This window comes from Haloarcula sp. H-GB5, from assembly GCF_054850705.1.
Window position 1 is genome coordinate 1 of sequence record NZ_JBTWBG010000009.1, and the last position, 24280, is coordinate 24280.

The window sequence follows — 24280 nt, forward strand, 5'->3', positions numbered from 1 at the left end:
AGACGAAATGGCTGAGAAAGGGCTTATCAAGAAAATGGATAAGAACGGACGAGGAAACAAGTATCGACTGACAAGGCGTGGCGTGCGAGACCTCCAAGGCCATCGAGAGTGGGAAAATCAGTATCTGGCTCCGATTGACGAGCTTTCTGTGTAGTGATCTTGAAAGAGTGTAGATCGGAATTTTCCAGAGAATTGGTTACGTGACCGAGGTTAGTGATAGTTTTCAAGAAGCGGTTACACGACTTCAACCCTGAGTCTCAAGCTATAGGCTAAAACTATAGGTTTTTGCTATAGGGTTTAGGTATAGGACAATTCCATTGGCTACAGCTGTACTAACAGGGACTAGATGGTGGTTGTCCGGCGATCTTCAACGGCTTGCTTGAGGTCATCCATGACATCGTCAGTACCCTCTTGAAGCCCTACACGGACGGCTAGTCGAATAATAGCGCTTCGGCTTTCGTCTGTGAGGCCTGACTCTCCGTCGTACGCCTCACGTAATTGATTAAATATATCGTCCATTCGATCATCCTCCTCAAGTGCCTGAAGGACAGCTGCAAGTGTCGGGTCATATGCAGTAACTGTCTCAGAGAGGTCCCCAGCTTCGGCTGAGTCAAGCGCGTCAACAAGGACATCAACGAAAGAGGCCTGATTTTGGGGATCATCGCGATCTAAGCGGTTTCCGGTTGATTCCTCTTCTCGCAGTTCATCCAATCTCTCATCAATATCGTTATCTGTCATTGGCTCTCTCCAAGTCGGTAGTACAGTTCTTCAGCGTTTGCAAGGAATGCATCACGCGCATCTTTGCCAGTCTTTAGAAGGTTATCTTCATTGAGATCAAACAACGTTTGACCCGCTTCAGTGACGGTCCGAATTTGCTGTGAGTCAACGACAAATTCTGGAGCCACGAGATCCGCGAACTCGTTCTCGAAGCGTTCCAAGAGGTCAGCATGAAGCGTAGTCCGCCTGTCAAACAGATTCGGAATGAGCATTCTTAGTCGTACTTCTTGCCCGTAGTTCGAGCGGATCTGTTCAAGATCATCTTCAAGCGAGCGCGCTTGCTTAAGCTCGAAACTACCCATACTGACTGGTGTCACAACGTTCTGAGCGGCCCAAAGGCCATTATAAGTGATATTGTTAGCGAGTCCTGGCATATCCAGTAGGACTACGTCCCACCGGTTGACTGGCTCCACAAACTCGTCTAAGAATGTTTGGAGTCGATTATACCGTTCGTCAACGTTATCAATGTTGCCTAGGTCTGCATCCAGTCCATCAAGATCCGGGTGTGCCGGAATAAGATCGATGCCGGCGTTAGTCTGGTAGACCAGTCGGTCAACAGCCTCCTCGTCTCCGACCATATCTGCTACGTCGCTCCACCGACTTCCCATCGTTGTCGCAACATTTGGGAAGTCGTCCTCATTCTCAATGTCAGTCTGGACCTCTCCGAGAATGCCGAGTGCATCAGCGCAATCCCCCTGCTTCCCGGCTAAGTCTACTACAAGCACACTATAACCGAGGTCATTGAGTGCAGCGCCCAAATGAACCGCACTTGTTGTTTTTCCGGTACCTCCTTTATCGAGGTATAGTGCTGCACGGCGTGTCTCAGACATCATTACCACCCTGTAACTGTACCATATAGGTATATCCTATAGGTTCATGCTATATAAAATATAGTCAGACATGGAATCGTCTCCGAGCTATCGTAACCGCTGAGACCTCTGAATTCCCACGAACTAGCCGGCCTATCTTAGAGTCCTAGAATTATGTTGTTTGTCAAAGGACAGAATTTGAGCGCAGTAGTTGAGACTGGCAGTCTCAATGCATACGAAATGAGATTCAGGGAAATCTTGGCTGGGATAACTGTTCAATCTGGATGCGTATTGACCACGGCAGGGACTATCCGAACATGTCGTTGCTGATCTCATTCTTCGACGCGAAATCCCTTTGCGGGCCCGGTAGGATATTCCGGGCCGATTATCGCGTCACAGTTGTCCACGGCGAGGGTCGCTTGGAGCCTGTCGGAACCGTCTCGATGGAGCTGAACATACCCGTCCCGAGAGCCCTGTGGAGCTTCGTCGACTGAGGCGCAACTGGCTGTAAACCACGTTAGCGGTGTCAACTCGGTACCGTCTATCGTTAGTTCGACTGTGTACTCTGTCTCCCAAGCACCGATATCCTCGAACTCAATACCGCGTTCAGATGGGAGTTCGTACTGGCCCTCTACGACGGCGTTCCCGGTCTCACCGAGGACACGAACGGTTGCGATTTCTGTTGTGGTGGTGTAGTTTACGACGTAGAGATCGTGTGGCTGTTCCGGCGTCTGTGACGGTGCGGGGGATTTTGTCTCGGAGTTGAGGGTCGATGTCTCCCTTTCGGTTTCTGTCGCGGTCGAGGTTGGAGGGTTATGTTCAGTATCTTCATCAAAACTCACCCCCATACAACCGGTAAGAGACATGGAAAGCGCTGAGACTGAAAGAAGTTGTCGACGATTCATACTGTCGTGTGGAAATGAGTATATAAGTGCTTTGTGAGGGCTATGTGAACTGGTAGTAATTCAGTCTGAATATGAGAAGTGCTATGTATATCACCCGTGTTGAGCGGTTCATTCGCCGGCTTCAGTTTCAGCGGGGACCTCGAATTCGAGTTGTCCATCGAGGACGTGTGTTCGGTCGGGTAGCCCCGGCTTGACGAGTTTGACGGTGTTTTCAACGACGAACCGACCGGCCGACTCCGGCCATCGGGTGACCGGGAGGTCGATGAATACGGTCTCATTGGTGATCTCGCCGAACCGGTGGACTTCGACGACTGCAGCCGTCCCCTCTCGGAACAGTGAGACGGACGGATGGGGTTCGTGGTCGCCCATAAACGGTCCTTGGAGCGAGAGCTGTGGCGGGGTGCCGTCACCTCCCAGTGCCACAAACCGCTGTGTGAGCGACTGCAGTTCGGTATCCTCAGGGTGCGAAATCGACGTGTGGAAATGGTCCGGCAAGGGGGCAAACCTGGGATCAACGCCCACGGTAGCGAAATCAGTACCGTCCTCGCGAAATTCGAGATATTTCCCATCATCCCGAGGATTGTCGTCGGTTTTTATTGTCGGGTCCGCGTGTTCGGTTCGCGAGTCAACAGCACTACACCCCGCAGCGGTGGTGGAGGCAGCGGTCAGGGCGGACGCGAGAAATGTACGACGGCGCATAAATGGCGATTTCACCGGCGGTATCAAGAATGCTAAGAATCTGTTATCAATCCCGAACTTGAGCACGCTCTTTTGAGTATTGAACATCGAAACTCTACGGCGGTCATCGGAACTACTGGATCGTTTCAGGCGTCGTGATAATTGATGGTGATCTCAGTCGGCCGGTCGGCACCGTTCAGATGCCAGAGAGTGAACGAATAGTCGTAATGATACTCAGTGGTGTCTGGATCTGGCGGGAAGGCTTGATATGAGGTAACATCATATCGGAGTTGCCCGTCTTGATAGACGGATTCGTCGGTGAAGTCATCAACGACATCTTCAACGAGATATTCGTTCTCTTTGCTATAGTCCATAAGGCCCTCACCTGTTGGAAGGACGCCGACAATGACCGAAATAAACTGCCTATCCGGGTCAAACGTTCTGAAATCCGTTCTGGGGCCGTTGTCGCCTTCTGTTGGCGTGAGTGCTCCCCAGTCGATGAGTTTGCGCGCGGCATCTGGATGCGCGAATATCGTCCCCCAGACTGCGGGGACACCCTCTGAAGGTGTTGGTTGCTGATCAATAATTGCATCCGAGGCAGTCGTTCCGAGCGATGAATCGACTTGTGGCTGGGCGTCGCTACCAGCACTACAACCAGCAAGACCGGTAAGAGCTACTGCACTAGAGAGGTGGAGGATTTTGCGTCGTGACCATTCAGGGACCATGCGCACAGATGACGGCACCAAGATTTATAATCGGTGTATTTGTTTCAACATACTGCAAGGACGATTCAAACGTAGGAACTGTATCAGGTACTTCTCTATAAAAGGCATTGTCTAGTTCTGAATCTCCTCAGCTGGCGTTCGTCCGTTGAATGCTTGGTTCGGTCGTTCGTGGTTGTAGTGGTGTCTGAAGCGTCGTAACCACTGTTTCGCGCTGGATTGACTGCCCCGCCAGTAAGAGTGAAAGCGGTCGATGCGCATGGTCACAGTCTGGAACCACTTTTCGATGTGGTTCCGGATTCGATAGTCGAGCCGACCGCTCAAATCATGACGTGAGAGGGCAGTCAGATAGCCGCCAGCATCGACGAGAAACACTGTATCATCGACATCGTGTTTCTGAGTGAGTCGATGCAGGAACGCCGCCGCGGGGTCAGTCCCGCGGCGGCTGAACACGTCCACTTCGAGCAGCAATTTTGATTCGGTATCGACAGCGGCGTACAACCACTTCTTTTCTCCGTCAATCTCGATTTGTTTCTCATCGACCGCGACCCGCGACGGCTCCGCAGTCGGCGGGTCGCTCTGGGCTTCAGACAGTGTATGCACCCAATTCCAGACTGCTCCGTGAGGGCGATCGACACCCAGCAGGTCTAGGACAGCAACCGTCTCCCTAATCGACAGCCCCGCAGTATGGAGACGCACCCCAAACCGCCGGACGGGTGTCGGGGTGCGCTCATTCTCCCAAACGTCTTGACTATCCTCATCCAACGTTTCTCTGAGGAGGTCTGCGAGTTGCATAGGCACTTCTCGCTACGACCTCCTCGCTTCTCAAACTCGCTCAACTAGACAGTGCCCTATAAAAGGATATATCGGTTATAATATAATTGTATAGGTATGCAGCGTAGGCGATATTTACAGACGATTGGAGCCTGTTCTGCAATGCTGTCACTCACAGGGTGTGTGGAAATGCTTCCGGGTGGGAATGGGGGCTCGGAATATCCGGGTGGGACACTGGTCGTGGAGAATACCGGTGACAGCCCTGTGAAAGTCTCGGTAAACACAAAATTAGAGTTGTTTGATGCCACACTTGACACAGTGGTCACAGGAGGTGAAACGGTTGTTCGTCGTGAATTTGTTACCGCTGAATCGGGTGATATCGTGACGCTTGAAGCTCTGCTTGGAAAGACTGGTGAAACAATCAGATTCCAGTTTCTCCCCGCAGGCAGTGGTGAAGATACTCCGCCAGAAGTAGCTCACCTTACTTTCGAGACAGCTGTTGAGGCAAGTGCAACTTGGACCGCGACAAGTGGGACATGAATCGGCTCATAGAGCGCCGATGTCGAATGGATAGTTGACGTTCCGAACTTTACTAACGGATGTCTCCGATTAGTCTGACAAGTTTCTGGATGCTACTAATACAACCATTCCAGTTGGAACGAGCGTATACACAAGGAATCATAATGAAGTACACTCGGAAAATATGAGAAATGTTCCCGCCAAACCAAGGAGTGCTGAGCAGAGTATAATGAGGACATTCAGGCGGCGCTTAAGATCAGTCATTATCCATAGCGTTTCGAGAGTTGTGGATAAGCGCGATGGTCCTAACTCGATACGATATTTGATGCGTAAGTGAACTCACTACGATGGTAATAAGGAGAGTTCTCAGTGCAAGAAAGTTCTGCAAGTTCAAGGAGATTGAGTGTCTCTCTATAATATGTCCACTCCATACAACCGGAGAAAATTATTAAAATTCGGTGTACTAGCTCTGGGAAGTTCTGTGGCTGGGTGTAGCTCATTTCGAACGCCGTCATCGGATGGAGTACGACTTGTGCGAGCGCATATTATCAATAGCGTTGATGAAGACTTCGATGTTGCCGTACATCTCCTTGATGGCGACGAAACTGCCTATTGGAAGATCGTTCAGGTAGAGGGAAATTCGCCTGGTTTACAGGCAGGTGGAGTAACACTTCAGGGTATCCCGGAGACTCCAGGCGAATACGTCGCTGCCGCTCGGTTAGTCGATGTTCCGGGAGTGGATCCTGTAACCTACGATGTTGCCACTGCAGCCAGAGAACACGACTCTTCCTGTGCTCGCATCCGACTGTTGATACGGAGTCCCAAAGACGAGGGCCTCTCGATCTCGTTCCGAACCAGCGACTCTGCGGAGTTTTGGAGTTGTGATCCGAATGCGAACTGAATTTGAGAAGAGCATTGTTTTCGAGTAGGTGTTCCGACGCACATAGGTTGACAGATACGGACCCTGCTGATAGGTATATAAATTCATATCTATCAAATATACCCTGAGACGTGCATCGCCGCCAGCCGGCAGCGTTAGCCTCCAGCCAGTCTACCAGTGGTTTGTCTTTGGTGGACGACGGCAGCAGGTCACCCTTCTACTCATCGTTTATGACTCAAGAGTTATCTGATACAACTGGTTGATTACCCCTCAGATAGATTAATTTATTTTTTGCTATCTTGTAAGCATATTAGATATGAAAGTATTTAATCTAGCTTCTAGAAGCGGCTATGGATGAATCACACTGACGAAGAGCATAGCGAAACGATGGGTGTGTTGAAATCTATCCTAACAATAGGTGTATTCGCAGAAATCTTGTTTGTCGGAATCATGATTTTTATTTCTATTCCTATTCTTATCTCATTCGTCTACGGGACCCCATTAGCGATCATTTTTGCGGTGTTTACAGCTTTCGAGGTACCTGAATAAATTTGGGCAGGGTCTAAAACTACCCTGGATGCACTATCTGTCCCCATCAGGGTTGCACAAATGATTTCACCCACCGACAAGCAACTTCTATCGCCCTTCACCGATGAATCGACGTACGTTGCTGGCGACACTTGGAACGACCGTCAGCGGAAGTCTCGCTGGTTGTCGGACTATCACAGAGGAGGCACCCCCCGCTGGAAGCCTCCGGTTTACGAACCAAGATTCCCTGCCACACACGATACAACTGGCCGTAACAGATGTCGGTAGCGAACTAAATACTGACACTGGAACACTGACTGGGACGGTAACTGTCCCGGCTCCACAACGCAACCTGACTGCTACGGAGCAGTTATCACCCGAGACCTCAACGGAGTACACTGACGTGTTCACCGACCCGGTTTGGTATGAGATCGAATGTACTGTCGATCACCGCCAGACAGCAGATAGAGAGGTCATGGCTCAGGCACTATTCCATCCAGCTCCGCCAGAAAGAACCTACGTGAACTACCTCCACGCACTCCTCAGAGACTCGGGTCGCATTGAACTAGCAGTCATCACTACGGAAAACACCGGTCGGTACACACCAGCAGCACCAGAATAACCCTTGTTGTAAATCCGTGGAACATGGTAGTGAAAGTTGTGAAACATCGATCCAAAGAGCGAGTAAAACGAGTCCATATCGCTGGAACTAATGTCGTGATTCGGTAGTTTCAGCATGTGCCCTCCGACACAGACGTACTCCTCCGGTCAATCCGACGCTGGATAATGGCTGCAGTGTTTACACTTGGCATCGGTGTACTCACGCTTGCCAACACCGGTTTTATTACCACCGATTATCAAAATGGACTACTCTTTGCTGTGGCAGGTGGTGCAGGTGGGCTCGTCTCTGTGATTGCAGGATTGCGAATACTTGGGACGCTCAGCGACGATACAACTCGGTCCGAAGGCTGACATCCTGTACCAATAGAATTGCTGACCTCACAAGAACCGAGAGCCTCAAGCGCCGCTGCAAACGGGAGCTGAAGCTCCGAGATTTTTGATAGTCACACGGTACAGATGACATCGCAAGCTAGGTATCAGTGAATGATCGTGTTGGTCAGTCTGAGAGGCCCCTGATCAAAACTAGTCTGATAGATACGGGTCTAATTCGGTCTGGCGAGACTTTCCTCATTTTCTTCTCCCTCTTCCCCACCACCATCACCGCCTTCTCCGTCGTCTTCGTTCTCTTCATCGCCTTCACCAGGGAGACCACAGCCAGCAAGCATCCCGGTTGTGACAGCAGATGAGGTGGCAAGAAATTTGCGTCGGTGCACACGTAGCCATTCTTATCCAAGTAAATAACAGTTGGTGCAGAGACACATTTCCAAGAACTGAGCCATTGCACTGCTGTATAGTCTTTTGTTTGTATTTACTGTGATTGAACCGGTCAGTCTCGATATTGCCCCATATCTACCTAAACCAGGTTTCAGAAGTCACTGACAAACCGGCTTGATAGGCTAACCTACCAACAAGTCTGACTTCGATTGGAGATATCGGAGTTGCGTTAATTCGATGAAAAGTTTCAGTTGTAATCAGTTACATACCTCAGATGCAAACCCATGAAGAAAATCCTCGCAAGCGTCGGTATCGGTAATGCAACCGTTGATACCATCCTGCCCTCCACGACTGTCACACCTGGCGAAACCGTCAATGCTGAGGTGCATATCACCGGCGGCAACGCTCCACAAGATGTTGGAGCCATCCGTTTCGAACTAGAAACCCGTGCGAAAACTGACGAGGGGCATACGGATGTCGATATTGATCGATTCGCACTGACCGATTCACTCACTATTGAGCCCGACACGGAAGAAACTCGCATTGTTGAGTTCGATATCCCGTATGAAACTCCGGTAACACTCGGCAACACGCAGGTATGGATTGAGACGGAACTCGACATAGACCTCGCAGTTGACCCCGAGGACACCGACTATCTCGATGTCCAGCCGACGCCACGGCTTCAGGCAGTCTTCGACGCGATGGACAACCTGGGCTTTTCGTTTCGAACTGCCGACTGTGAACTTGACCAACGTGGCCGCTATACCGCAGGCCACACATTCGTTCAGGAGTTCGAATTCCGCCCACAGTCCGGACCGTTCGTCTCTGTCCTAGATGAAATCGAGCTTATCGCTCAGCCCGCTGCTGAGGCTCTCACCATCTATGTCGAAATCGACCGTCACGGTGGATTGTTATCAGAGATGACCGATGCCGACGAGCGAACCACAAGTACAACGATCAAGAGTACCGACGTTGCAACCATCCGCGATCAACTCAAGTCTTTGATCGAAGCACACACCTGAGAACGGTCAGTACCACGCTCATAGATTGACCTCTGTGTAGTCGTGGTGAACGAGAGTCTTCAACACGCGCTCTGTGTTATCAATTATTTCGGATTTTGGGCATCAGAACTGTCGAATGCGAATCAAACCGTCGCTTGTGACTTAGAATATATCCAGGGCATTTGGACCGGCTGAGCTATGTCCTGTGAATTATATGCTATCCTCAACTTCACGCCTATAACGACGATGAGTTCACGACTACGTCACCCCCTAGTTGCTGTCGGCGTGGCCTTGGTTTTGACCGTTCCCTGGATTGGAGTGTTCCTCTCATATGGTGGATACGGAACGGTCCATCCGGGTGAGAACATCACAGCCGGAACGGCTGTCCTTGTCGGTGGTGCAGCCATTCTTGGGGCAGCGTTCCTTTTGGCCTGGGCGGCCGAAACCGCCGAAAAAGACGTGCCTCGGGCGTTTGCTATTGCCGTCCTCGCAGTTCTTGCAGTGGCACCCGAGTACGCCGTCGACGCGCTGTATGCATGGCAAGCGGGTGCCGGTTCTAGTGAGGCGGCAAATCTAGCCGTCGCAAATATGACCGGTGCGAACCGCATCCTCATCGGCCTTGGCTGGTCAGGGATTGCCTTATTCAGCATCTATCGTGCAACGCACAGTTCCGACCCTGCCGTTGAAGATCGCGACGGGTTCTTTGCCGACGTTGTCACGCTTGATCGAGGTATTGCGTTGGAAATCATGTTCCTCCTCGCTGCGACGGTGTTCGCGTTCTTTATTCCACTCAGCGGAGGTATCGGCCCGGTTGATACGCTCATTCTTGTCGGGCTATACCTGTTGTACCTCCTCATCATCATCCGTGGTGACGTTGATGAGACTGAACAACACGTAGGCGTCCCCGCGTACTTCCAGTCGTTATCACAACTCCCCCGTATTGCTGCTGTGCTGATTGGATTCGCGTTCTCGGGTGCAATCATTTTTACCGCAGTTCATCCGTTCGCAGAGGGGCTTGAGCAACTCGGATTGCAATACGGGGTTCCCGAATTCTTTATGATTCAATGGCTTGCCCCACTGGCTTCTGAAAGTCCAGAACTCATCGTTGTCGCCTATCTTGTAAACAAGGCCCGTACGACAGCAGGGTTCAATGCTCTCATCTCGTCGAAGCTCAACCAGTGGACACTTCTCATCGGGACGCTCGCCGTAGTTTACTCTATCTCCGCTGGACAGGTTGGCACGCTGCCATTCGATTCAAAACAGGCGGCTGAAATATGGATTACAGCGGCTCAAAGCTTCTTTGCCATCGCTATTCTAACGAACTTCGAAATCAGCATTCGTGAAGCCGTCGCGTTGCTCGTACTATTTACCACCCAGGTACTCGCGGAGTTCTACGTCATTCAGACATATTCGGAGCCTGCCGCGACCGAAATCAGTATGTTCATTTTATATGCCTATACCGCTGTCTACGTTCTTCTCGGGGCCGTACTGTTCGGCATGCGCCGCCGAAGTGTCGAGTCTCTCGTCTCACGGACCATCACCACGGCACGTGATGCGATTTGGAGCAATACGGAGCAGGCTGAAGTGGCGGATTAGTCGTCGACGGATTTGTCCTCTGGTAAGTCTTGTCTGACTAAAACATATCTCGCCTCTTCAGCGAATGCAGGGCCCGGTATCGGCGATATAGTGTCGTCGTCATCAGTAGCGATTCCAGCAATACCAACGGATTGAATCTCGTTATCAGCCCGTAGCTCCATCCAGCCGATGCACTCTCCCTCAACAGTGTCACTCATATGGTGAGCCTCTTTCTGGAAATATCGCTCTGGAACCACATAAATGTGGAAGTTGAGACTATAGGCGGTTTAGCGCGGCTGTGATGCGTTGTTTCCGACGAATTAGGGAGCGGGAACTGCTTCAAATCTCCTCTCGTGTGCGTCTTCCTGTCGAACTATCGACTAGATCGTGGTTTTCTGAGACTCTCGATAGCGTTGCCACTCAGAAATCTGCGCTGACCCAGACCGAGGACCCTACTATCCGATACCTGTCTCCTTCTTCAGCAGCGTCAGTGTGTTATCGGCCGTCACGACCGGCGCGTGCTCGTACTCGCCGTTCAGTTCGACCTGCACAAGCAGATCGATCGCTCGCCAAATCGAGTAGAGCAGACATGCGAACGCGAAGTAGAAGAACCGCAACCCGAAATTCTTCGACGTTGTCGCCGCCATGAACCGCTTTATCGATCGGTAGCCACTCTCGATTTCCCACCTGTATCCATACTCTGTAAGGTGCCCACTCCCCCGATTCGTCATGAACACCGAATACTGCCGGTGATCGTCGTGCTCGGAGTCTTCTTTCCGGCGGTAGATCAGCGTCGTCTCGTGCCACTCATTCTTGCCCAGATGGAGCTTGCGATCGGTCTCGTATCGGTCCTGATTCCGTTGGAGCAACCGCTTGGCCTGGGCTTTCTCGCTGGTCTGCATCCGTTTCGGGACGACGTAGGAGAGCCCGCGCTGGCTGATCATCTCCAGGACATGCTGGCTATCGAACTCCCGACCCATCAGCACGTTATCGACGTGGACGAGCTCTTCAGCCGACTCCAGCAAGTCCTCGACGATTTCCTTGCGTGACTCGCCTTTCCGCACGGGGCGAGCATCGATGACGAGTGGAACAGCGTTACCGACCAACTGGACTGTAGCCCACTGGTAGGCGTACTCGTCGGTGTTCTCCTTCGTTCCGATGATCTCGTCCTCGTGGCCCGTACGGTCGCCCGTGAAGGGGTCAGCTTCGGTGATGTCGATCGCGACGATGCCTGCGCGAAAGAACTCCTCCGTCTCTGCGACCTTGCCGATGAGTTGCCGGATCGCCCGTCGATACATCGCTCGAACCTCCGGTATCGAGAGGTCACGTAGGTGGTCGCGGTGAGCATGTCCGAGTGGTGTCCGCTCTCGCGTTGACTCGTAGATGAAGCTGCGAGCGCCCTCGTTGGCGGCCAAGTTCTCACGCAGTCCGAGATAGGTTTGTAAACCCCAGAAGGCGTTCTCGTGAATCTCACACCCGTTACCACGGTCTAGCGAGAACGCCGGGAAGACAACGCGGCTGACCTGTTCTATGATCGTCTCTGTCCGGCCCAAGATGCGTTGCTCGTTCGGTGCCGAATCCTCGACGTCGCTGTCCCGGTAACAGAGCTTCTGCTCAGGGTCGCGTGGAACCGAGACATCTGCATTCTGGGCTTTAATGAGAAGAGTCCGGGCAGTTGTCTCCACCGTCTCACGAAGGTCGGCGGTGAACCGGGTGTTCCAACTGCGCCACAGCGTCGATTGATCTGGAACCGTCTCTAACCCCAACTGATCGCATACGGCTGGCGCGTTTCCCAAATAATCAACGAGGGCCGTTTCGTGCTCCCAGCCGTGGAGTTCCTTCAGTACAAACATCCGAAAGAGTGTGTCCATCTCGTAGCGGGTTGAGCCCTCGTAGCGGTCGTGGACATTGAATTGGAAGTACGCCATAGGAAGTGAACAGACGAGCTGCTCAACCGAGTCGTGACTCTTGTGACCGAACCACGTCTCCGAGACCGTCCGAACATCCGATTCTAGTCCGGTAAGCGACGTCCGATCATACGACGGCGACGTATCGTAGGCTGGCCAGTTGGCGTACGGTCGTTGCGCGATAGATTGAAAAACGGCTCGTCGAGACTCAAGAGTCGGAGCCATCAACAGACGCTGGATAGGGCACGCTCAAGAACGCATCCACATCTTTAGATACGCCGACGTACGGACTACAGGACTCTGTAACCGTTCTGTACGAGACCCGGATATAGTTTCCACGGAGCGCCTCGTCTGGTTTGTGTCGACCAACTACCTCAATTGCCTGCCACAGCTCCGGGTGGAAGAGTCCGCTGAGAGCGATCGTTCCTCTATTTGGGGGTTGCACGGGTTGCTGTCGCTTTGAACGACGCGATGATGTGACGACCCGACTCGAGTTGGAGCCGCTCTCGACTGTCTTCAGTTACAAGAGCATACAGAGGGTCTTCGGGCCCTATATCGACAGAAACCAGCGAAATCGCGTCACCGCGGTCGATACTGCGTACGTGCCCGTCGAATCGGTTTCGGGCACTCGTTGCGCTTTCCGTCGGCGTCTCAGCCGGATCGTGTAGCGTTACCGTATCAGCACGAAGACTCACCTGCACCGTGTCAGTATTTGCAGGGACGATTGCCCGTACATTTCCAGCAGCGGTCGTTACAGTTCCGAGTTCGCCAGTCCGCGTCACGACGGTCCCGTCTAATACTGCTTCGGTGGTTTCCGCAACCGACGAGTATCCCGTACAAAGCCGCTCAAATCGGGAGAGTAACTCGTATGCATTTTCAGTGAGAGTGCTTCCGCCACCACCAGATCCTCCGCGCTGTCGTTCGACCAGCGTCCCGAAAGCTTCCTCCAGTACAGTTATGCGCTGGTGCGAGCGGGAGTAAGACCGGCCGAGTTCGTCAGCAGCCTTATGAATCGATCCGATCTCGTCTACAGCTTCGAGGAGTGACACGTCCTGCTGTGTGAATTCCACACTATCTGCCCGAAGCTGTGCGTCGAAGCTCGCGTCCATACCGGGTCAAGATGGGCAGGGAGCAAAACAATTATGCCGGTATCGAAATAACGCCGATGTATCGATGACAGAACATCGTACACGACGTGCGTTCCTCGCGAGTAGTGCAACAGCAGCGGCGCTTGGCCTTGCGGGCTGCTCTGGTAACGGTAGTAACGGCGGTGGCAGCACGGCGACTGATAATCCGACGGAGACCAGCGGCGACGACGGGACCCCGACAGACACGCCGATGTCGGATTCCATGACCATCTTCCACGCCGGATCGCTCGCGCCGCCGTTCTCGGCTGCCGAACCGCAGTTCGAGGAGGAGTTCGACGTCGACGTGAACCGAGAAGCTAAGGGATCCGTGGCCTCGACACAGAAGATCACCCAGCAGGGTCGGTCAGCCGACGTGCTCGGTACCTCCGACTTCCGGCTCATCCGCAACCGGGTACTCCCCGACTACGGCGACTGGTACGCCATCTTCACAACGAATTCGATGTCGATCCAGTACCGAGAGGACTCCCCCGGGGCAGATGACATCTCGGCCGACAACTGGTGGGACGTGCTCTCGCGGGACGGCGTCACCATCGGGCATTCGGACCCTGCGGTCGACCCCGGTGGCTATCGCGCGGTGATGACGCTACAGTTGGGCGCCGAGGAGTTCCAGGGCGAGCGGCTCTACGACGAGGGGACCCTCGACGCCCTGATGAGCAACACGACCGTCCCAACGGGCACCGAGACGAACCTCGAGGGCCAACTCGAGTCTGGTGAGCTCGACTACGTGCTGTACTACCAGTCCATCTCGGCGACCTCCGGGCTGCCGTACGTCGACCTCCAGCCGGAGGTTGACCTCTCGCAGGCGACGAGTGAGTACGCACAGCACTACGCGAAGGCAGAGGTCGAGACCGACAGCGGCACCTTCACCGGTGCACCGATCGCCTATGGTCTGACCGTTCCGAGCGTTGCCGAGGCCCCTGGTCGCGGCGCCCAGTGGGTCGAGTATTTCGCCACCGAGCCGGGTCGGGCGATCCTCGAAGAACAGGGACTCGTCCCCGTCGACCCCATCGTCGTTCCCGCGAGTTCGGAGGACGCCGTCCCCGACAACGTGATGAACGTCGCCAGCGCACAGAGCACACTCGGGCCACTGGAGCTGTAGCGGGGTCTGTCGCCATTTCACCGATATTTATGCACAACGTTCCCCGCTTCACAGACTATGGCAACGGAGACTGAACGCCGCTTCGAGATTACTGCAGTCGGGCGGACGCCACTGGTCGTGGCATTCGTCGTCGTCCAGGCACTGGCATTCGCCGCTGCGTATTCGGTCGGCCAGCCGACTTGGTACGCCTACTTCATCGTCGGCAGCACGGCTGTCACCGCGTACGCGCTCGACGGCACCTCGTTCACGGTCGCGACGGCGACCGCCGGTAGTCTCCTCATGGTCGCTTTGGGGCTGCCCCTGTTCATGTTCGTCGCACGGCAGACTCCCTCACTCGTCATCGAGAAGGCACTGGATCCAGACGTCCACCGCGTACTCTATCTCGGTGTGTATGGTCCACTGTTGGCGGCCCTGCTCAGCCTCCTGTTTGGTGTCCCACTGGCACACCTGCTGGCAAAAGGGTTCTCAGGTCAGCCACTCGTCGAGAGTCTCGTCGATCTCCCGCTTGTCGTTCCCCACTCTGTCGCAGGTATTATTATCCTGTTCGGCTTTGGGAAGGGCGGCGCTTTCCCGCAGTTCTCGGTCCTCGGAACGATGGTTGGAATGGTGTTGGCGATGGCGTTCGTCTCGGCCCCGTACGCGGTCAACGCCAGCCGCGAGGCGTTTGAGGCCATCGACGACCGTCTTGAGTACGCCTCTCGCATCCACGGCGCCAACAAGTGGGAGACCTTCCGACGGGTAACCGGCCCGCTGGCTGTCCGAGGCATGATCACCGGCGGCGTGCTCGCGTGGGCCCGTGCCGTCTCCGAGTTCGGTGCCGTCGCGGTGGTTGCCTACTCTGTGGAGTTCTTTTATCCGTTCGCAGGCGGGAAGGTAACCGCCCAACACGCACCCGTCTTCGTGTACAACACGTACCTCCAAGGTGGCCTCGAGGAGAGCGGAGCAGTCGCGTTCTTACTCTTGGCCGTCTCGGCAGCAATCTTCCTCCTCGTCCGCTACCTGACCGACGATGGCACAACAGGAGGGATGCCATGACCCGGCTCACTGCCGACATCCGCTCGACGTTTACCGCCGACGGTGCGGAACCGTTTACCGTCGATGCCGCAATCGAGGTCGAGTCCAACGAGACCTGTGTAATACTTGGTCCGAGTGGGAGCGGCAAGACGCTGCTGTTAGAGACGATCGCCGGCTTCCACGAGCACACCGGGGTAGTGACGGCGAACGAAACGGATATCACGGGGCAACCGCCGGAGGAGCGGGGATTCGGCTTCGTGTTCCAAGATTACGCGCTCTTCCCGCATATGACCGTCCGAGAGAACGTCGAGTACGGCACCCGGTACCGGGAATCGTCGCGTGATGCCGACGAGCTGCTCGCTGAACTCGGTGTGGCCCATCTCTCGGAGCGAAACCCACCGACCCTGTCGGGCGGAGAGAAACAGCGGGTCGCCCTCGCCCGAGCGCTCGCGATTCGCCCCTCTGTGATGCTGCTTGACGAACCGCTGGCAGCACTCGATGTCCCGACACAACAGGCCCTGCGAGACGATCTCGTCGATGTACTTGACGACGTGACTGCGGTATACGTGACGCACAACCGCACGACCGCCCGCGCTGTCGCCGACCGGATCGTCGTGATGCAGGACGGGCGGGTCGTTCAGCGTGGCACGCCCGAGGACGTGTTCGAACGGCCCGCTTCGCCGATGGTCGCCCGGTTCACCGGGGCGAACGTCATCGACCTCTCAGTAGCGCCCTCGCTACGCCGCATTCTCGATGAGGGCATCGACCCCCAGGCACGCTCCGACGGGAGCGGTCGGGGGCCAGTCGATCGCGACAGCGATACCGACGCAGCGACCCAGGTCGCCATTAGACCGGAGGCAATCACACTCGGCGACGCTGACGGGGACCTGTCTGCGACCGTCGAGCGCGTCGTTCGCGAGGATGCAACGAACCGCGTGACGCTCGCGTTCGACGACGTCACTGTTGAAGCGTTCGCTACCTCGCCACCGGTCGTAGGCGCAGAAGTCACCCTGTCGTTCCCGCGCGATCGCCTCCATCCCTGTTAGCGGCACGCCCATTTGGCTCGGTAGCCTGTTCAGCCGTTCGTTTCAACCAGTTTGACCGGGTGATGCCAGCGGCATCCGTGTTCGATGTATTGAGAACAGTAGTGGGAGTCGCACCCACTGCCGTCGTGTCGTGGTCATGTGCGCTACCGGCTGAGCCGATGGACTATACGGCACTCACGTCAATGCATCGGACTGTCGTTCGGAGGAAGTGTTCGTCTCCCGATTCTGCCGATGCCCCTCGAATTGAGGCTGTGACCTCCGACTGCTTGGTCCCCGGTAGGTATTTCTCTGTCGTGAACGTGTACACACTATGGCACTTAGTGCACGCAACAAGCTCACCGGCACCGTCGTGTCCGTTGAAAAGAGCGATATTATGGCGGAAGTCGTGATAGAGCTGGGTGATGGACAGACCATTACCTCCACGATTACGCGCGGATCAGCCGATCGACTAGAGCTGGCTGAAGGAGACGAAGTAGATGCCGTGATTAAAGCCAGCGAAGTGATGGTAAACAAGGACTGAAACCGTCTCACCCTGCTTGTAGCGAATCACTCCGATTTAGTGACTCATTATTGATGTATCAACTCACATCGGTTGACTGACGGAGCGTCCTCGAGTGCAAATACCGAGGGCGGCGATCCCGAGAGAGGTCAACGAAGGATGAGAGTTCTTCCTTACGAACTGGTTCAGAACCGTATGCATTGAGATGGCCAGTCTCAACTTCTGCATAAATGACAGAACAGTCAAAATCAGCAGTCACCTCTAATGTGAGATACGCGCTTCGAGATTACAAAACATAACCGCAACAGGCACTCTTCCACTATTTCTGACTTCGTGAAAATGAGGAACTAATGAATACCGCACGTATCGTTCCAGAGCTATGGTGATATAGCTGGTAAATCAGGACGAGAATCTACCGAGTCGGTTTCAGGGACAGAAAGCCTACAACATTCAAACCAAGATTGCCAGCTAGCGATGTCTAGAGAGACATCTACCTGCCGTCAGTTTTTGAAACTCGGGAGTGTCGCTCTCACGGCAGGGCTTGCAGGCTGTAGCAGCGTATTGTCGTCATTCCCTGAGCCATCACAGTCATCACAAGCGGGGGACCCACAGGATGATCCGTCCCCACAAACCGAGGGGACCGAGTACACTCAGGTCTACCGTGATACGATCCCATCAGTTGTATTGGTTGATACAGGACAGGAGCAGGGTACCGGGTTTTTGTACAACAAGACACACGTCGTCACGAACGCACACGTCGCTGGCAACGCAACAGAGGCACAACTCCAGTTCCACAACGGTACGTGGAGCGACGGAATAGTACAGGGCACCGATTCGCACAGCGACCTCGCTGTTATTTCTGTGACCGATGCCCCTGATTCGGCACAGCCACTTGCCTTCGTCCAGGATCTCCCCGTTATCGGGCAGGAGGTCGTCGCAATCGGTAACCCATACAATCTGAATGGGACAGTCACGTCAGGCATCATTAGCGGTCTCGATCGATTGATTCCGTCACCTGCTGGATACCGGATTCCGGATGCAATCCAAACGGACGCTGCGGTGAACCCCGGAAACAGTGGTGGACCGTTGATGTCGCTTGACGGGAACGTCATCGGTGTCGTCAATTCCAAACAGGGCGATAACATCGCGTTCGGGATTTCGGCTGCGCTCACCCAGCGTGTTGTTCCAGAACTTATCGAGTCAGGCAGCTACGAGCACGCGTACATGGGCGTATCACTACAAAAGGTCACACCGACGATTGCGGAGGCAAACGATATGAGTGAGCCTCGCGGCTTACTGATCGTACAGACAGTTCGCGGCGGGCCAGCTGACGGTGTGCTCCAACCAAGCGATATCGAGTTTGTGGACGGAGTACAGATACCGGTTGGCGGGGACGTTATTCTCGCAATTGACGGCGAAAGGATGAGTTCATTTGAGGACTTGGCGAGTTACTTAGCACTGCAAACACGTCCCGGTGATACACTCCAAGTGACAATCCTTCGTGATGGGGAAGAGCGAATGGTTGAGCTCTCACTTGTAGCGCGTCCCGAACAATCGCAGTCGCCACTCCAATAGGTGAGTAACGACAGATGGTTCACGACTGCTGAGAGCGTCAGTGGCTCTACCCACCACCGTGAGCACGGTACGTTCTTGCTGTCTTGAGAATGGTAGTTGATGATAGACGCTTGCAGGATCTACTCGCTCAAGCGCGTTGGGTGGTTTCCTCGAAGGGTTGCACGACGACAAAACCGCTCTCGCCCTCAAAAGACATCTGATACGTCTCACCAGATGACTGCCCGATAGAGTCGCTCAGGCTGCGGTCCGTATCGATGCTTGGCGACAGGTCATTTGACCACGCGACAGTCGCATCCGGGTCGGTCTTGACTGGTGGCTCAAGCACTAACGGATCGCCGTGCGTGGTAACCGCAATCAATCCGGGACCCGAGAGGAATACGTTTGTGAGTCCAGCCGCTGAAGCTCCACCGAGACTGCCAATAGTGCCGATTTCGTAGTCCACACTGTCCTCGAAGGCAAGCACATCGTTGCCGTTGACTGAAAGTGACTCTGATTCGCCGAGAGAAAGAATTTGAACCTTTTTCCCCTGATCAGCGACGTACACGTGACCATCGCCTTCGACTTCCATGACAGGCGTCCCTTCGCTTGAGACTTGGTCCTTGATGAACCCAGTTAATCCACCCTCGGCAGAGGACTTGCCGGTGAATGTAAGGTCTCCTTCGTAGGCAACCATTGCTCCGGCTTTGGTTAGTACTGTACCGTCAACGTCTATATCAAGCAGTTTGCTGCTCTCCAGTTCGAACCGCCCTTGACTCTCATCTGGTGCGTTCTGAGAGACGAAATCGTTCAGTTCTATTTGTGTACCAGGGCACGGGGACCCTACTGTAGGATTTGACAGCGAATAAAATAAAAATACAGTTCATCGGTTGATAGAACATATCACTTTTCTCGGGCTTCCCCACCCGACATCGGTGTCGATCTCGGCATCGTACTTATCGGAGATCTCACGAGCCTCAGCGAAAACCTTTTTTGCAGTGACCTTAGCTACCTGTTGGATAACGTCTTCCAGAGTTAGTCCCACTGCGTTGCCATCATCTTCGACGGCTCGCCGACCACGTGTAATTTCAGCATTCGGGTGAGCTTCTAAAGCGTACTTTAGCGCCTGTTTAGCCATCTCTGAATCAGCTACCGGAATGAGAACATGTGAATTCGTGCTCGACACACGGACAGTCAGCTGATAAATGTAGTAGATAACTTATCTCAATACTCGACGTTGGATTCGGAACTTATACGTGTATTTGAGGAATATTTTTCAATATGATCTCTATCCTTTTCCTCATTGGTCTGTTGGCAGCGATATTCGTTGGCTTCAATATCGGTGGGTCGTCGACGGGTGTCGCGTGGGGGCCTTCGGTCGGCGCGAAAGTCGTCAACAAGACCGCTGCTGCGGCGCTGATGACTTTTTTCGTCTTTCTCGGTGGGTGGACTGTAGGTCGCAACGTGATCAATACACTCGGAGGTGAGATTGTTCCTGAAACCGCGTTCTCCATCGAGGCGAGTATCGTTGTGCTCTCATTCATCGGGTTGGGGATGTTGTTTGCCAATATCTATGGCGTCCCTGTGTCGACCTCGATGACGGCTGTCGGTGCGATTGCGGGACTTGGTCTCGCGACGAACTCGTTGAATTGGGCCGTGATGGGCGAAATCGTTGTTTGGTGGATTATCGCTCCGATCATCGGGTTTTGGTGTGGTGCCGTGATTGGGCGCTACCTCTACCCCCACTTAGATCGCCTCTTTGCGATCCAGCAGACTGAGGGGCCGCTCATCACGTATGACTCGACAGGAACGGTTCCACGGCCGGTACTCGGCCCTGGAACGACACCGCGTGAACTCGTCAGTACGACTCTCGTCTTGATCATCGCCTGTTATATGTCGTTCAGCGCAGGCGCAAGCAATATCGCGAACGCTGTTGCGCCGCTGGTCGGTGGCGGTCTCCTCGGTCCGGACTGGGCGGTTGGTCTCGGAACCGTCGCTATCGGTATCGGGGCCTTCACGATTGCCCGGCGGACGATGGAATCCGTTGGGAACGGGCTCACCGATCTTCCACTGATGGCTGCAACGATTGTGATGGTCGTCGCTGCGACGATCACGACGGTCGCCTCGTGGCTCGGTATTCCGATCAGCCTCGCGCTTTCGACCGTCATGACTATTGTCGGTCTTGGATGGGGGCGAGCGACACGTATCGCGACTGTGCCTGACCTCGCCCGAGGTGAAATCGAAGGTGGTGTATCAGTTAATGCTGTAACGGTGGAAACGGATGAGGAGGTGCCAGGGATCGGTGATGAACGCGCAGAAGACCTGCAGGATGCTGGCGAGTTGTTTGACCCGTCGGCAGTGGTGCGGTTTGTTTCGTTTTGGATTATCGGCCCGTCGGTCGCGACTGGCCTGTCGTATCTCTCGTTCGTCGTCCTCCCAATAGCATAAACGACCGCCACGGCACTCGAATACTCTGTTCTAAGTGGTTCCTGGCTGCCAGACCTCGAAGGATTTCGGGCTGCAGTTCTTCTCCCTCGCATTTGCCTGCCTGTTGTTCTCGATATAGCGAGCAGTGGATCTACTCGTGCAGGTCGAGTTGACTGGTGAATACGAGCATTCGCCGATCGCAACAGCCGACAATACGCTGACGCTGTTGAAGAAGGAAATGGGAATCGGATAGTGAGGGGCTCTCTCCGTGTTAGCGCCTCGTCTGAGTGGCTACACTATCCGAAGTCTCGGAAATGTCTCGGATTAGTTTCCAGTTCAACAAGAATCACCGTTTGGAAAGGGATCTGAAACAGATTCCGCTCGTCGGTTCGACCGAAACCACGCATCATAGACCCTCTAAACCCGCTGTAGTCTCAACTCCCCGATTCCAACAGAAGTTGAGACTGGTCGTCTCAATGCATAAGATTGGATTCGACGGTTGGACGGCAATCGTTTTCCCCGCTACCCTTCGATTGAATTGTATCGATTGCCGAGTACGTCGCTCCGGCTGTGTATACAGATACAACGTATGCCCCTCGCTCAACTCCTCGAACAGTACGTCAGTCTCGGTATCTTCGTCCTCGCTGCAGGGCTCAGCATTCTCAGCTTCCTCGCATGGCGACGGGAACGCGATGGTCGTATGCGGATAGTCACGCTCGGGTACGTGATGTTCGCTGTCTACGGGCTCATCGTGTTTCTCGAGTATCCGTTGCTTCCGTATTTCCCGTACGCGACGCTCGAACTGCTTGAACACGGGAGTGCGATTCTGATCCTTGGTGGCCTCCTGGCGTTCTTCGTCGCTTTGACGCGGGACTGAGCAATGTCGGATCCGGATCTCGAACTGGCCTCTCGGCGGGAAATCTACCAGCGGATAGCCGACACGCCGGGCGTTCACTTTCGTGCGCTCCTCGACGAGCTCAAGTACGCACAGGGGACACTCCAGTACCAGCTCAGGTGGCTCGCCGACGAGGACCTAATCGACGTTTCGGACGACGGCAAGTACACGCGGTACTATCCAGCCGCCGAGTTCGACGAAGCCGATCGGACAGTGATGAACGCGTTGCGCCGGGAATACAGTCGCCGGATCCTCGCACATCTTCTCACTGACAGCCCGCTTTCGACGACTGAACTGAGCGAACGCCTCGACAAGGCGCAATCGACGGTCTCGTGGCATCTATCAAAGCTCGCCGAGGCCGACCTCGTCACGAAAGAACGCGACGGCCGAAGTGTGGTCTACGAGGTCAGCGATCCCGATCGCGTCAAGTACCTCTACACGGTTCACCGGCGCTCGTTCACGGACAAAGTCGTCGACCGTATCCTCGGCCTCTGGGACAGCTACTAATCCGGGATCGCGTTCGATGAAATCCCTCGAAGCACCAACAGACGCAACAGGAGCACGTACACGAGAAACGCCACTGAGGGCCCCAGCAGAGGACGGATGAGTCCCGTCAGGTCAGTCCCGATCGCTGCAGCATGGATTGTCCCGAACGCGAACCCAGCATATGCGAATGAGTGGACGACGCGTGGCCCCCACGGTCGCTGGAAGCGTTTCGCGTCAGTAAAGCCTAGAACTGCGACGACAAGCATGAGCAGTGCCCCCGCACCCACGGCGACGCCGCCGAGAAAGTACGGCATCGAGTATGCCGGCGCTGGAACCTGTCCGGTGACGACGAACCACGCATCAAGCACACCGAGTCCTGCGTGTAGCAACGTGACGATCATCGCGAACACGGATAATTCAATATGGATTCGTTGAGCGGCCTCGTGGAGCATTCCAAATGACTCCGTGTTGTAGAGAATGCCCGTGAGAACAGCCAGATACAACGCCGGATACGTCACGAGTGCGGCACCTCGGTCGAGGAGCCAAACGAGTTGTGACATTACGATGCCCCCGTCGTTTCGACGACATCAGGACAGCCGTCCGCGTCTTGGAATCCGTTTTTCGTTTCCGGTCGTGTTGGACACTTGTCGGCGGAGTCGTTGATACTATCGCCGTCGTAATCAGCTGGGGCCTGTCTCGTTGAAACGGTCTGGTCGACAAGGTCGCTTTGTTTTTGTTCGGTCGCTTGGGCGGCACGCACGTCTCCGATCTGCCAAAGAGCAGGGACAGCCACCACTAAGACGACCATCGCCACGACGGTAATTCGTTGCTTATGTGTCCAGGACATGTGTCTCAAACCCTTCTGTTGGGTGAAAGACGCCGTCGTGGATGATGAGTGCCTCCAGACCCTCCCATTCTGATGCTAATTCGCGTGCCTTAGCAAGTGGGAGTGCTGCGATGGTTGTCGCCAGGGCGTCGGCTTCCATACAGTCCCGGCGCACCACGACAGTGACCAATTCATGACGAGAGCCGAGGGATTCAGTGGTTGGATCGTAGACGTGGTCAGTCCCGTTTCGCGATCGTCGGTAGCCGCCGGACGTTGCGACGTACCAGTCCGTGTCGAGGATCTTCAGCGGTGTGTCGTCGCCGTACGGACTCTCGATGGCAACCGGGCCTGTCGGTGGAGACATATCCCCGCCACCACTAACGAACCCACGTCGACCAACACCGCCGAGTGCCTCGCTTGCCCGGTCAACAATGTACCCTTTGGCGAGGCCATTGAGATCGAGTTTGATGTCAGTAGTGACATGGGACCCGCTGGTCCGGACAGTCCCGGTATCGAATCCGTCTGGTGGTGTTTCGCTGTCACCACGCAGGAATGTTTTGAGTTCGTGTTCGAGGCGGCCTTGATAAATATCGAACACCCCGTCGGTCCGGTCGTTGTATTCGAGCCCACGCCGGACGATACGCGCGATGTGTTCGTTCGCGATTTCCCCTTCACGGTTGAGTTGACTGACGGCACTCATCTCATCGAAGGCGTTCAGCTGTGCTTCGAGTGATTCAGCCGATTCTTGGGCCGCGGTTGCCGCAGTCTCGGCCCGAATGCCTGTCGCCTGAATCCGAAACGTCGTGTCACAACACTCGAACTCGCGGTGGGTGTCCCCGAACCGTTCGCACACTGATGCGAGCGATCTCGTCATCTCGG

Annotated in this window: 26 protein-coding genes and 1 pseudogene; 12 read left to right on the plus strand and 15 right to left on the minus strand. The window is 54.6% G+C overall.

Annotated features, from left to right (window positions below; genetic code table 11):
- Positions 1-342: 342 nt before the first annotated feature.
- The 6 genes from ACYJ11_RS20085 to ACYJ11_RS20110 all read right to left on the minus strand — a co-directional run bounded on the left by ACYJ11_RS20085 (position 343) and on the right by ACYJ11_RS20110 (position 4686).
- A complete protein-coding gene (locus tag ACYJ11_RS20085) occupies positions 343-738 on the minus strand; it encodes a hypothetical protein (RefSeq protein WP_080510005.1) in 396 nt (131 codons plus the stop codon).
- Positions 735-1610: a ParA family protein gene (locus tag ACYJ11_RS20090; protein ID WP_461649184.1), complete on the minus strand. Its 876-nt coding sequence runs from the start codon at positions 1608-1610 to the stop codon at positions 735-737. The genes ACYJ11_RS20085 and ACYJ11_RS20090 overlap by 4 nt, the downstream gene beginning before the upstream one ends.
- Before the next feature lie 308 nt (positions 1611-1918).
- Positions 1919-2491 carry a hypothetical protein gene (locus ACYJ11_RS20095; protein ID WP_461649185.1) on the minus strand — a complete coding sequence of 191 codons (573 nt, stop codon included), beginning with the start codon at positions 2489-2491 and terminating at the stop codon, positions 1919-1921.
- Positions 2492-2599: 108 nt separating this feature from the next.
- On the minus strand, positions 2600-3190 hold the full coding sequence (locus tag ACYJ11_RS20100; protein ID WP_461649186.1) for a hypothetical protein: 591 nt from the start codon (positions 3188-3190) through the stop codon (positions 2600-2602).
- A gap of 125 nt (positions 3191-3315) precedes the next feature.
- Positions 3316-3894 (minus strand): hypothetical protein, encoded by a 579-nt coding sequence (locus ACYJ11_RS20105; RefSeq protein ID WP_461649187.1) that lies wholly within the window; start codon positions 3892-3894, stop codon positions 3316-3318.
- 111 nt (positions 3895-4005) lie between these two features.
- Positions 4006-4686 (minus strand): IS6 family transposase, encoded by a 681-nt coding sequence (locus ACYJ11_RS20110; protein WP_461649188.1) that lies wholly within the window; start codon positions 4684-4686, stop codon positions 4006-4008.
- A gap of 141 nt (positions 4687-4827) precedes the next feature.
- On the opposite strand from ACYJ11_RS20110, the gene ACYJ11_RS20115 reads away from it, so the two are divergent.
- A complete protein-coding gene (locus ACYJ11_RS20115) occupies positions 4828-5205 on the plus strand; it encodes a hypothetical protein (RefSeq protein ID WP_461649189.1) in 378 nt (125 codons plus the stop codon).
- A gap of 2550 nt (positions 5206-7755) precedes the next feature.
- Here the strand turns inward: ACYJ11_RS20115 and ACYJ11_RS20120 are convergent.
- Positions 7756-7926, minus strand: a complete 171-nt coding sequence (locus ACYJ11_RS20120) for a hypothetical protein (RefSeq protein ID WP_461649190.1) — start codon at positions 7924-7926, stop codon at positions 7756-7758.
- A 285-nt stretch (positions 7927-8211) separates the two neighbouring features.
- Between ACYJ11_RS20120 and ACYJ11_RS20125 the strand changes: the two genes are divergently transcribed.
- Complete coding sequence (locus tag ACYJ11_RS20125) at positions 8212-8949, plus strand: sporulation protein (protein ID WP_461649191.1); 738 nt, start codon at positions 8212-8214, stop codon at positions 8947-8949.
- A 225-nt stretch (positions 8950-9174) separates the two neighbouring features.
- The gene (locus tag ACYJ11_RS20130) at positions 9175-10524 is read left to right on the plus strand and encodes a sodium/calcium exchanger protein (RefSeq protein WP_461649192.1); all 1350 of its coding nucleotides are present in this window, start codon (positions 9175-9177) and stop codon (positions 10522-10524) included.
- Here ACYJ11_RS20130 and ACYJ11_RS20135 read toward each other — a convergent pair.
- From ACYJ11_RS20135 to ACYJ11_RS20145, 3 genes are all read right to left on the minus strand, one after another.
- Entirely contained in the window at positions 10521-10721 is a 201-nt protein-coding gene (locus tag ACYJ11_RS20135) for a hypothetical protein (RefSeq protein WP_461649193.1), read from the minus strand. The two genes, ACYJ11_RS20130 and ACYJ11_RS20135, sit on opposite strands and share 4 nt — an antisense overlap.
- 237 nt (positions 10722-10958) lie before the next feature.
- Complete coding sequence (locus ACYJ11_RS20140) at positions 10959-12635, minus strand: transposase (protein ID WP_461649194.1); 1677 nt, start codon at positions 12633-12635, stop codon at positions 10959-10961.
- 203 nt (positions 12636-12838) lie between these two features.
- Positions 12839-13519 carry a TOBE domain-containing protein gene (locus ACYJ11_RS20145; RefSeq protein WP_461649195.1) on the minus strand — a complete coding sequence of 227 codons (681 nt, stop codon included), beginning with the start codon at positions 13517-13519 and terminating at the stop codon, positions 12839-12841.
- A gap of 64 nt (positions 13520-13583) precedes the next feature.
- Between ACYJ11_RS20145 and ACYJ11_RS20150 the strand changes: the two genes are divergently transcribed.
- The 5 genes from ACYJ11_RS20150 (at position 13584) to ACYJ11_RS20170 (ending at position 18791) form a co-directional block, all read left to right on the plus strand.
- Positions 13584-14657 carry an extracellular solute-binding protein gene (locus ACYJ11_RS20150; protein ID WP_461649196.1) on the plus strand — a complete coding sequence of 358 codons (1074 nt, stop codon included), beginning with the start codon at positions 13584-13586 and terminating at the stop codon, positions 14655-14657.
- A gap of 57 nt (positions 14658-14714) precedes the next feature.
- A complete protein-coding gene (locus ACYJ11_RS20155; RefSeq protein WP_461649197.1) occupies positions 14715-15692 on the plus strand; it encodes an ABC transporter permease in 978 nt (325 codons plus the stop codon).
- Positions 15689-16717 (plus strand): ABC transporter ATP-binding protein, encoded by a 1029-nt coding sequence (locus ACYJ11_RS20160; protein ID WP_461649198.1) that lies wholly within the window; start codon positions 15689-15691, stop codon positions 16715-16717. Before ACYJ11_RS20155 ends, ACYJ11_RS20160 begins: the two co-directional genes overlap by 4 nt.
- A gap of 310 nt (positions 16718-17027) precedes the next feature.
- Positions 17028-17237 carry a TOBE domain-containing protein gene (locus tag ACYJ11_RS20165; RefSeq protein ID WP_461649199.1) on the plus strand — a complete coding sequence of 70 codons (210 nt, stop codon included), beginning with the start codon at positions 17028-17030 and terminating at the stop codon, positions 17235-17237.
- A 663-nt stretch (positions 17238-17900) separates the two neighbouring features.
- On the plus strand, positions 17901-18791 hold the full coding sequence (locus ACYJ11_RS20170) for a S1C family serine protease (protein WP_461649200.1): 891 nt from the start codon (positions 17901-17903) through the stop codon (positions 18789-18791).
- Between the two features lie 127 nt (positions 18792-18918).
- On the opposite strand, the gene ACYJ11_RS20175 is transcribed toward ACYJ11_RS20170, so the two are convergent.
- Together ACYJ11_RS20175 and ACYJ11_RS20180 are read right to left on the minus strand one after the other, a co-directional pair.
- Positions 18919-19587 carry an AIM24 family protein gene (locus tag ACYJ11_RS20175; RefSeq protein WP_461649228.1) on the minus strand — a complete coding sequence of 223 codons (669 nt, stop codon included), beginning with the start codon at positions 19585-19587 and terminating at the stop codon, positions 18919-18921.
- 63 nt (positions 19588-19650) lie between these two features.
- On the minus strand, positions 19651-19905 hold the full coding sequence (locus tag ACYJ11_RS20180) for an adenine nucleotide alpha hydrolase family protein (RefSeq protein WP_461649201.1): 255 nt from the start codon (positions 19903-19905) through the stop codon (positions 19651-19653).
- A gap of 143 nt (positions 19906-20048) precedes the next feature.
- Here ACYJ11_RS20180 and ACYJ11_RS20185 point away from each other — a divergent pair, with 143 nt between their 5' ends.
- The 4 genes and pseudogenes from ACYJ11_RS20185 to ACYJ11_RS20200 all read left to right on the plus strand — a co-directional run bounded on the left by ACYJ11_RS20185 (position 20049) and on the right by ACYJ11_RS20200 (position 22596).
- A complete protein-coding gene (locus tag ACYJ11_RS20185) occupies positions 20049-21215 on the plus strand; it encodes an inorganic phosphate transporter (RefSeq protein ID WP_461649202.1) in 1167 nt (388 codons plus the stop codon).
- A gap of 52 nt (positions 21216-21267) precedes the next feature.
- Positions 21268-21447 (plus strand): annotated as a pseudogene (locus ACYJ11_RS20190) (transposase); the annotation flags it as partial.
- Positions 21448-21783: 336 nt separating this feature from the next.
- Positions 21784-22071, plus strand: coding sequence for a hypothetical protein (locus ACYJ11_RS20195; protein ID WP_461649203.1), 288 nt, complete (start codon positions 21784-21786; stop codon positions 22069-22071).
- 3 nt (positions 22072-22074) lie between these two features.
- A complete protein-coding gene (locus ACYJ11_RS20200) occupies positions 22075-22596 on the plus strand; it encodes a winged helix-turn-helix transcriptional regulator (RefSeq protein WP_461649204.1) in 522 nt (173 codons plus the stop codon).
- Here ACYJ11_RS20200 and ACYJ11_RS20205 read toward each other — a convergent pair.
- The 3 genes from ACYJ11_RS20205 to ACYJ11_RS20215 are packed head-to-tail and all read right to left on the minus strand — an operon-like array spanning position 22593 to position 24275.
- Positions 22593-23135 (minus strand): hypothetical protein, encoded by a 543-nt coding sequence (locus tag ACYJ11_RS20205; protein ID WP_461649205.1) that lies wholly within the window; start codon positions 23133-23135, stop codon positions 22593-22595. The genes ACYJ11_RS20200 and ACYJ11_RS20205 overlap by 4 nt on opposite strands.
- Positions 23135-23422 carry a hypothetical protein gene (locus tag ACYJ11_RS20210; protein WP_121513561.1) on the minus strand — a complete coding sequence of 96 codons (288 nt, stop codon included), beginning with the start codon at positions 23420-23422 and terminating at the stop codon, positions 23135-23137. The genes ACYJ11_RS20205 and ACYJ11_RS20210 overlap by 1 nt, the downstream gene beginning before the upstream one ends.
- Positions 23406-24275: an FAD:protein FMN transferase gene (locus tag ACYJ11_RS20215; RefSeq protein WP_461649206.1), complete on the minus strand. Its 870-nt coding sequence runs from the start codon at positions 24273-24275 to the stop codon at positions 23406-23408. The genes ACYJ11_RS20210 and ACYJ11_RS20215 overlap by 17 nt, the downstream gene beginning before the upstream one ends.
- Between the last annotated feature and the right edge of the window lie 5 nt (positions 24276-24280).

Coding starts and splice junctions, on each gene's coding strand:
- ACYJ11_RS20165 (WP_461649199.1), top strand. CDS start 17,028: ATGGCACTTAGTGCACGCAACAAGCTCACCGGCACCGTCGTGTCCGTT.
- ACYJ11_RS20185 (WP_461649202.1), top strand. CDS start 20,049: ATGATCTCTATCCTTTTCCTCATTGGTCTGTTGGCAGCGATATTCGTT.
- ACYJ11_RS20180 (WP_461649201.1), bottom strand. CDS start 19,905: ATGGCTAAACAGGCGCTAAAGTACGCTTTAGAAGCTCACCCGAATGCT.
- ACYJ11_RS20110 (WP_461649188.1), bottom strand. CDS start 4,686: ATGCAACTCGCAGACCTCCTCAGAGAAACGTTGGATGAGGATAGTCAA.
- ACYJ11_RS20140 (WP_461649194.1), bottom strand. CDS start 12,635: ATGGCTCCGACTCTTGAGTCTCGACGAGCCGTTTTTCAATCTATCGCG.
- ACYJ11_RS20205 (WP_461649205.1), bottom strand. CDS start 23,135: ATGTCACAACTCGTTTGGCTCCTCGACCGAGGTGCCGCACTCGTGACG.
- ACYJ11_RS20195 (WP_461649203.1), top strand. CDS start 21,784: ATGCCCCTCGCTCAACTCCTCGAACAGTACGTCAGTCTCGGTATCTTC.
- ACYJ11_RS20105 (WP_461649187.1), bottom strand. CDS start 3,894: ATGGTCCCTGAATGGTCACGACGCAAAATCCTCCACCTCTCTAGTGCA.
- ACYJ11_RS20125 (WP_461649191.1), top strand. CDS start 8,212: ATGAAGAAAATCCTCGCAAGCGTCGGTATCGGTAATGCAACCGTTGAT.
- ACYJ11_RS20210 (WP_121513561.1), bottom strand. CDS start 23,422: ATGTCCTGGACACATAAGCAACGAATTACCGTCGTGGCGATGGTCGTC.
- ACYJ11_RS20085 (WP_080510005.1), bottom strand. CDS start 738: ATGACAGATAACGATATTGATGAGAGATTGGATGAACTGCGAGAAGAG.
- ACYJ11_RS20200 (WP_461649204.1), top strand. CDS start 22,075: ATGTCGGATCCGGATCTCGAACTGGCCTCTCGGCGGGAAATCTACCAG.
- ACYJ11_RS20095 (WP_461649185.1), bottom strand. CDS start 2,491: ATGAATCGTCGACAACTTCTTTCAGTCTCAGCGCTTTCCATGTCTCTT.
- ACYJ11_RS20115 (WP_461649189.1), top strand. CDS start 4,828: ATGCTGTCACTCACAGGGTGTGTGGAAATGCTTCCGGGTGGGAATGGG.
- ACYJ11_RS20150 (WP_461649196.1), top strand. CDS start 13,584: ATGACAGAACATCGTACACGACGTGCGTTCCTCGCGAGTAGTGCAACA.
- ACYJ11_RS20155 (WP_461649197.1), top strand. CDS start 14,715: ATGGCAACGGAGACTGAACGCCGCTTCGAGATTACTGCAGTCGGGCGG.
- ACYJ11_RS20100 (WP_461649186.1), bottom strand. CDS start 3,190: ATGCGCCGTCGTACATTTCTCGCGTCCGCCCTGACCGCTGCCTCCACC.
- ACYJ11_RS20130 (WP_461649192.1), top strand. CDS start 9,175: ATGAGTTCACGACTACGTCACCCCCTAGTTGCTGTCGGCGTGGCCTTG.
- ACYJ11_RS20135 (WP_461649193.1), bottom strand. CDS start 10,721: ATGAGTGACACTGTTGAGGGAGAGTGCATCGGCTGGATGGAGCTACGG.
- ACYJ11_RS20160 (WP_461649198.1), top strand. CDS start 15,689: ATGACCCGGCTCACTGCCGACATCCGCTCGACGTTTACCGCCGACGGT.
- ACYJ11_RS20090 (WP_461649184.1), bottom strand. CDS start 1,610: ATGATGTCTGAGACACGCCGTGCAGCACTATACCTCGATAAAGGAGGT.
- ACYJ11_RS20215 (WP_461649206.1), bottom strand. CDS start 24,275: ATGACGAGATCGCTCGCATCAGTGTGCGAACGGTTCGGGGACACCCAC.
- ACYJ11_RS20145 (WP_461649195.1), bottom strand. CDS start 13,519: ATGGACGCGAGCTTCGACGCACAGCTTCGGGCAGATAGTGTGGAATTC.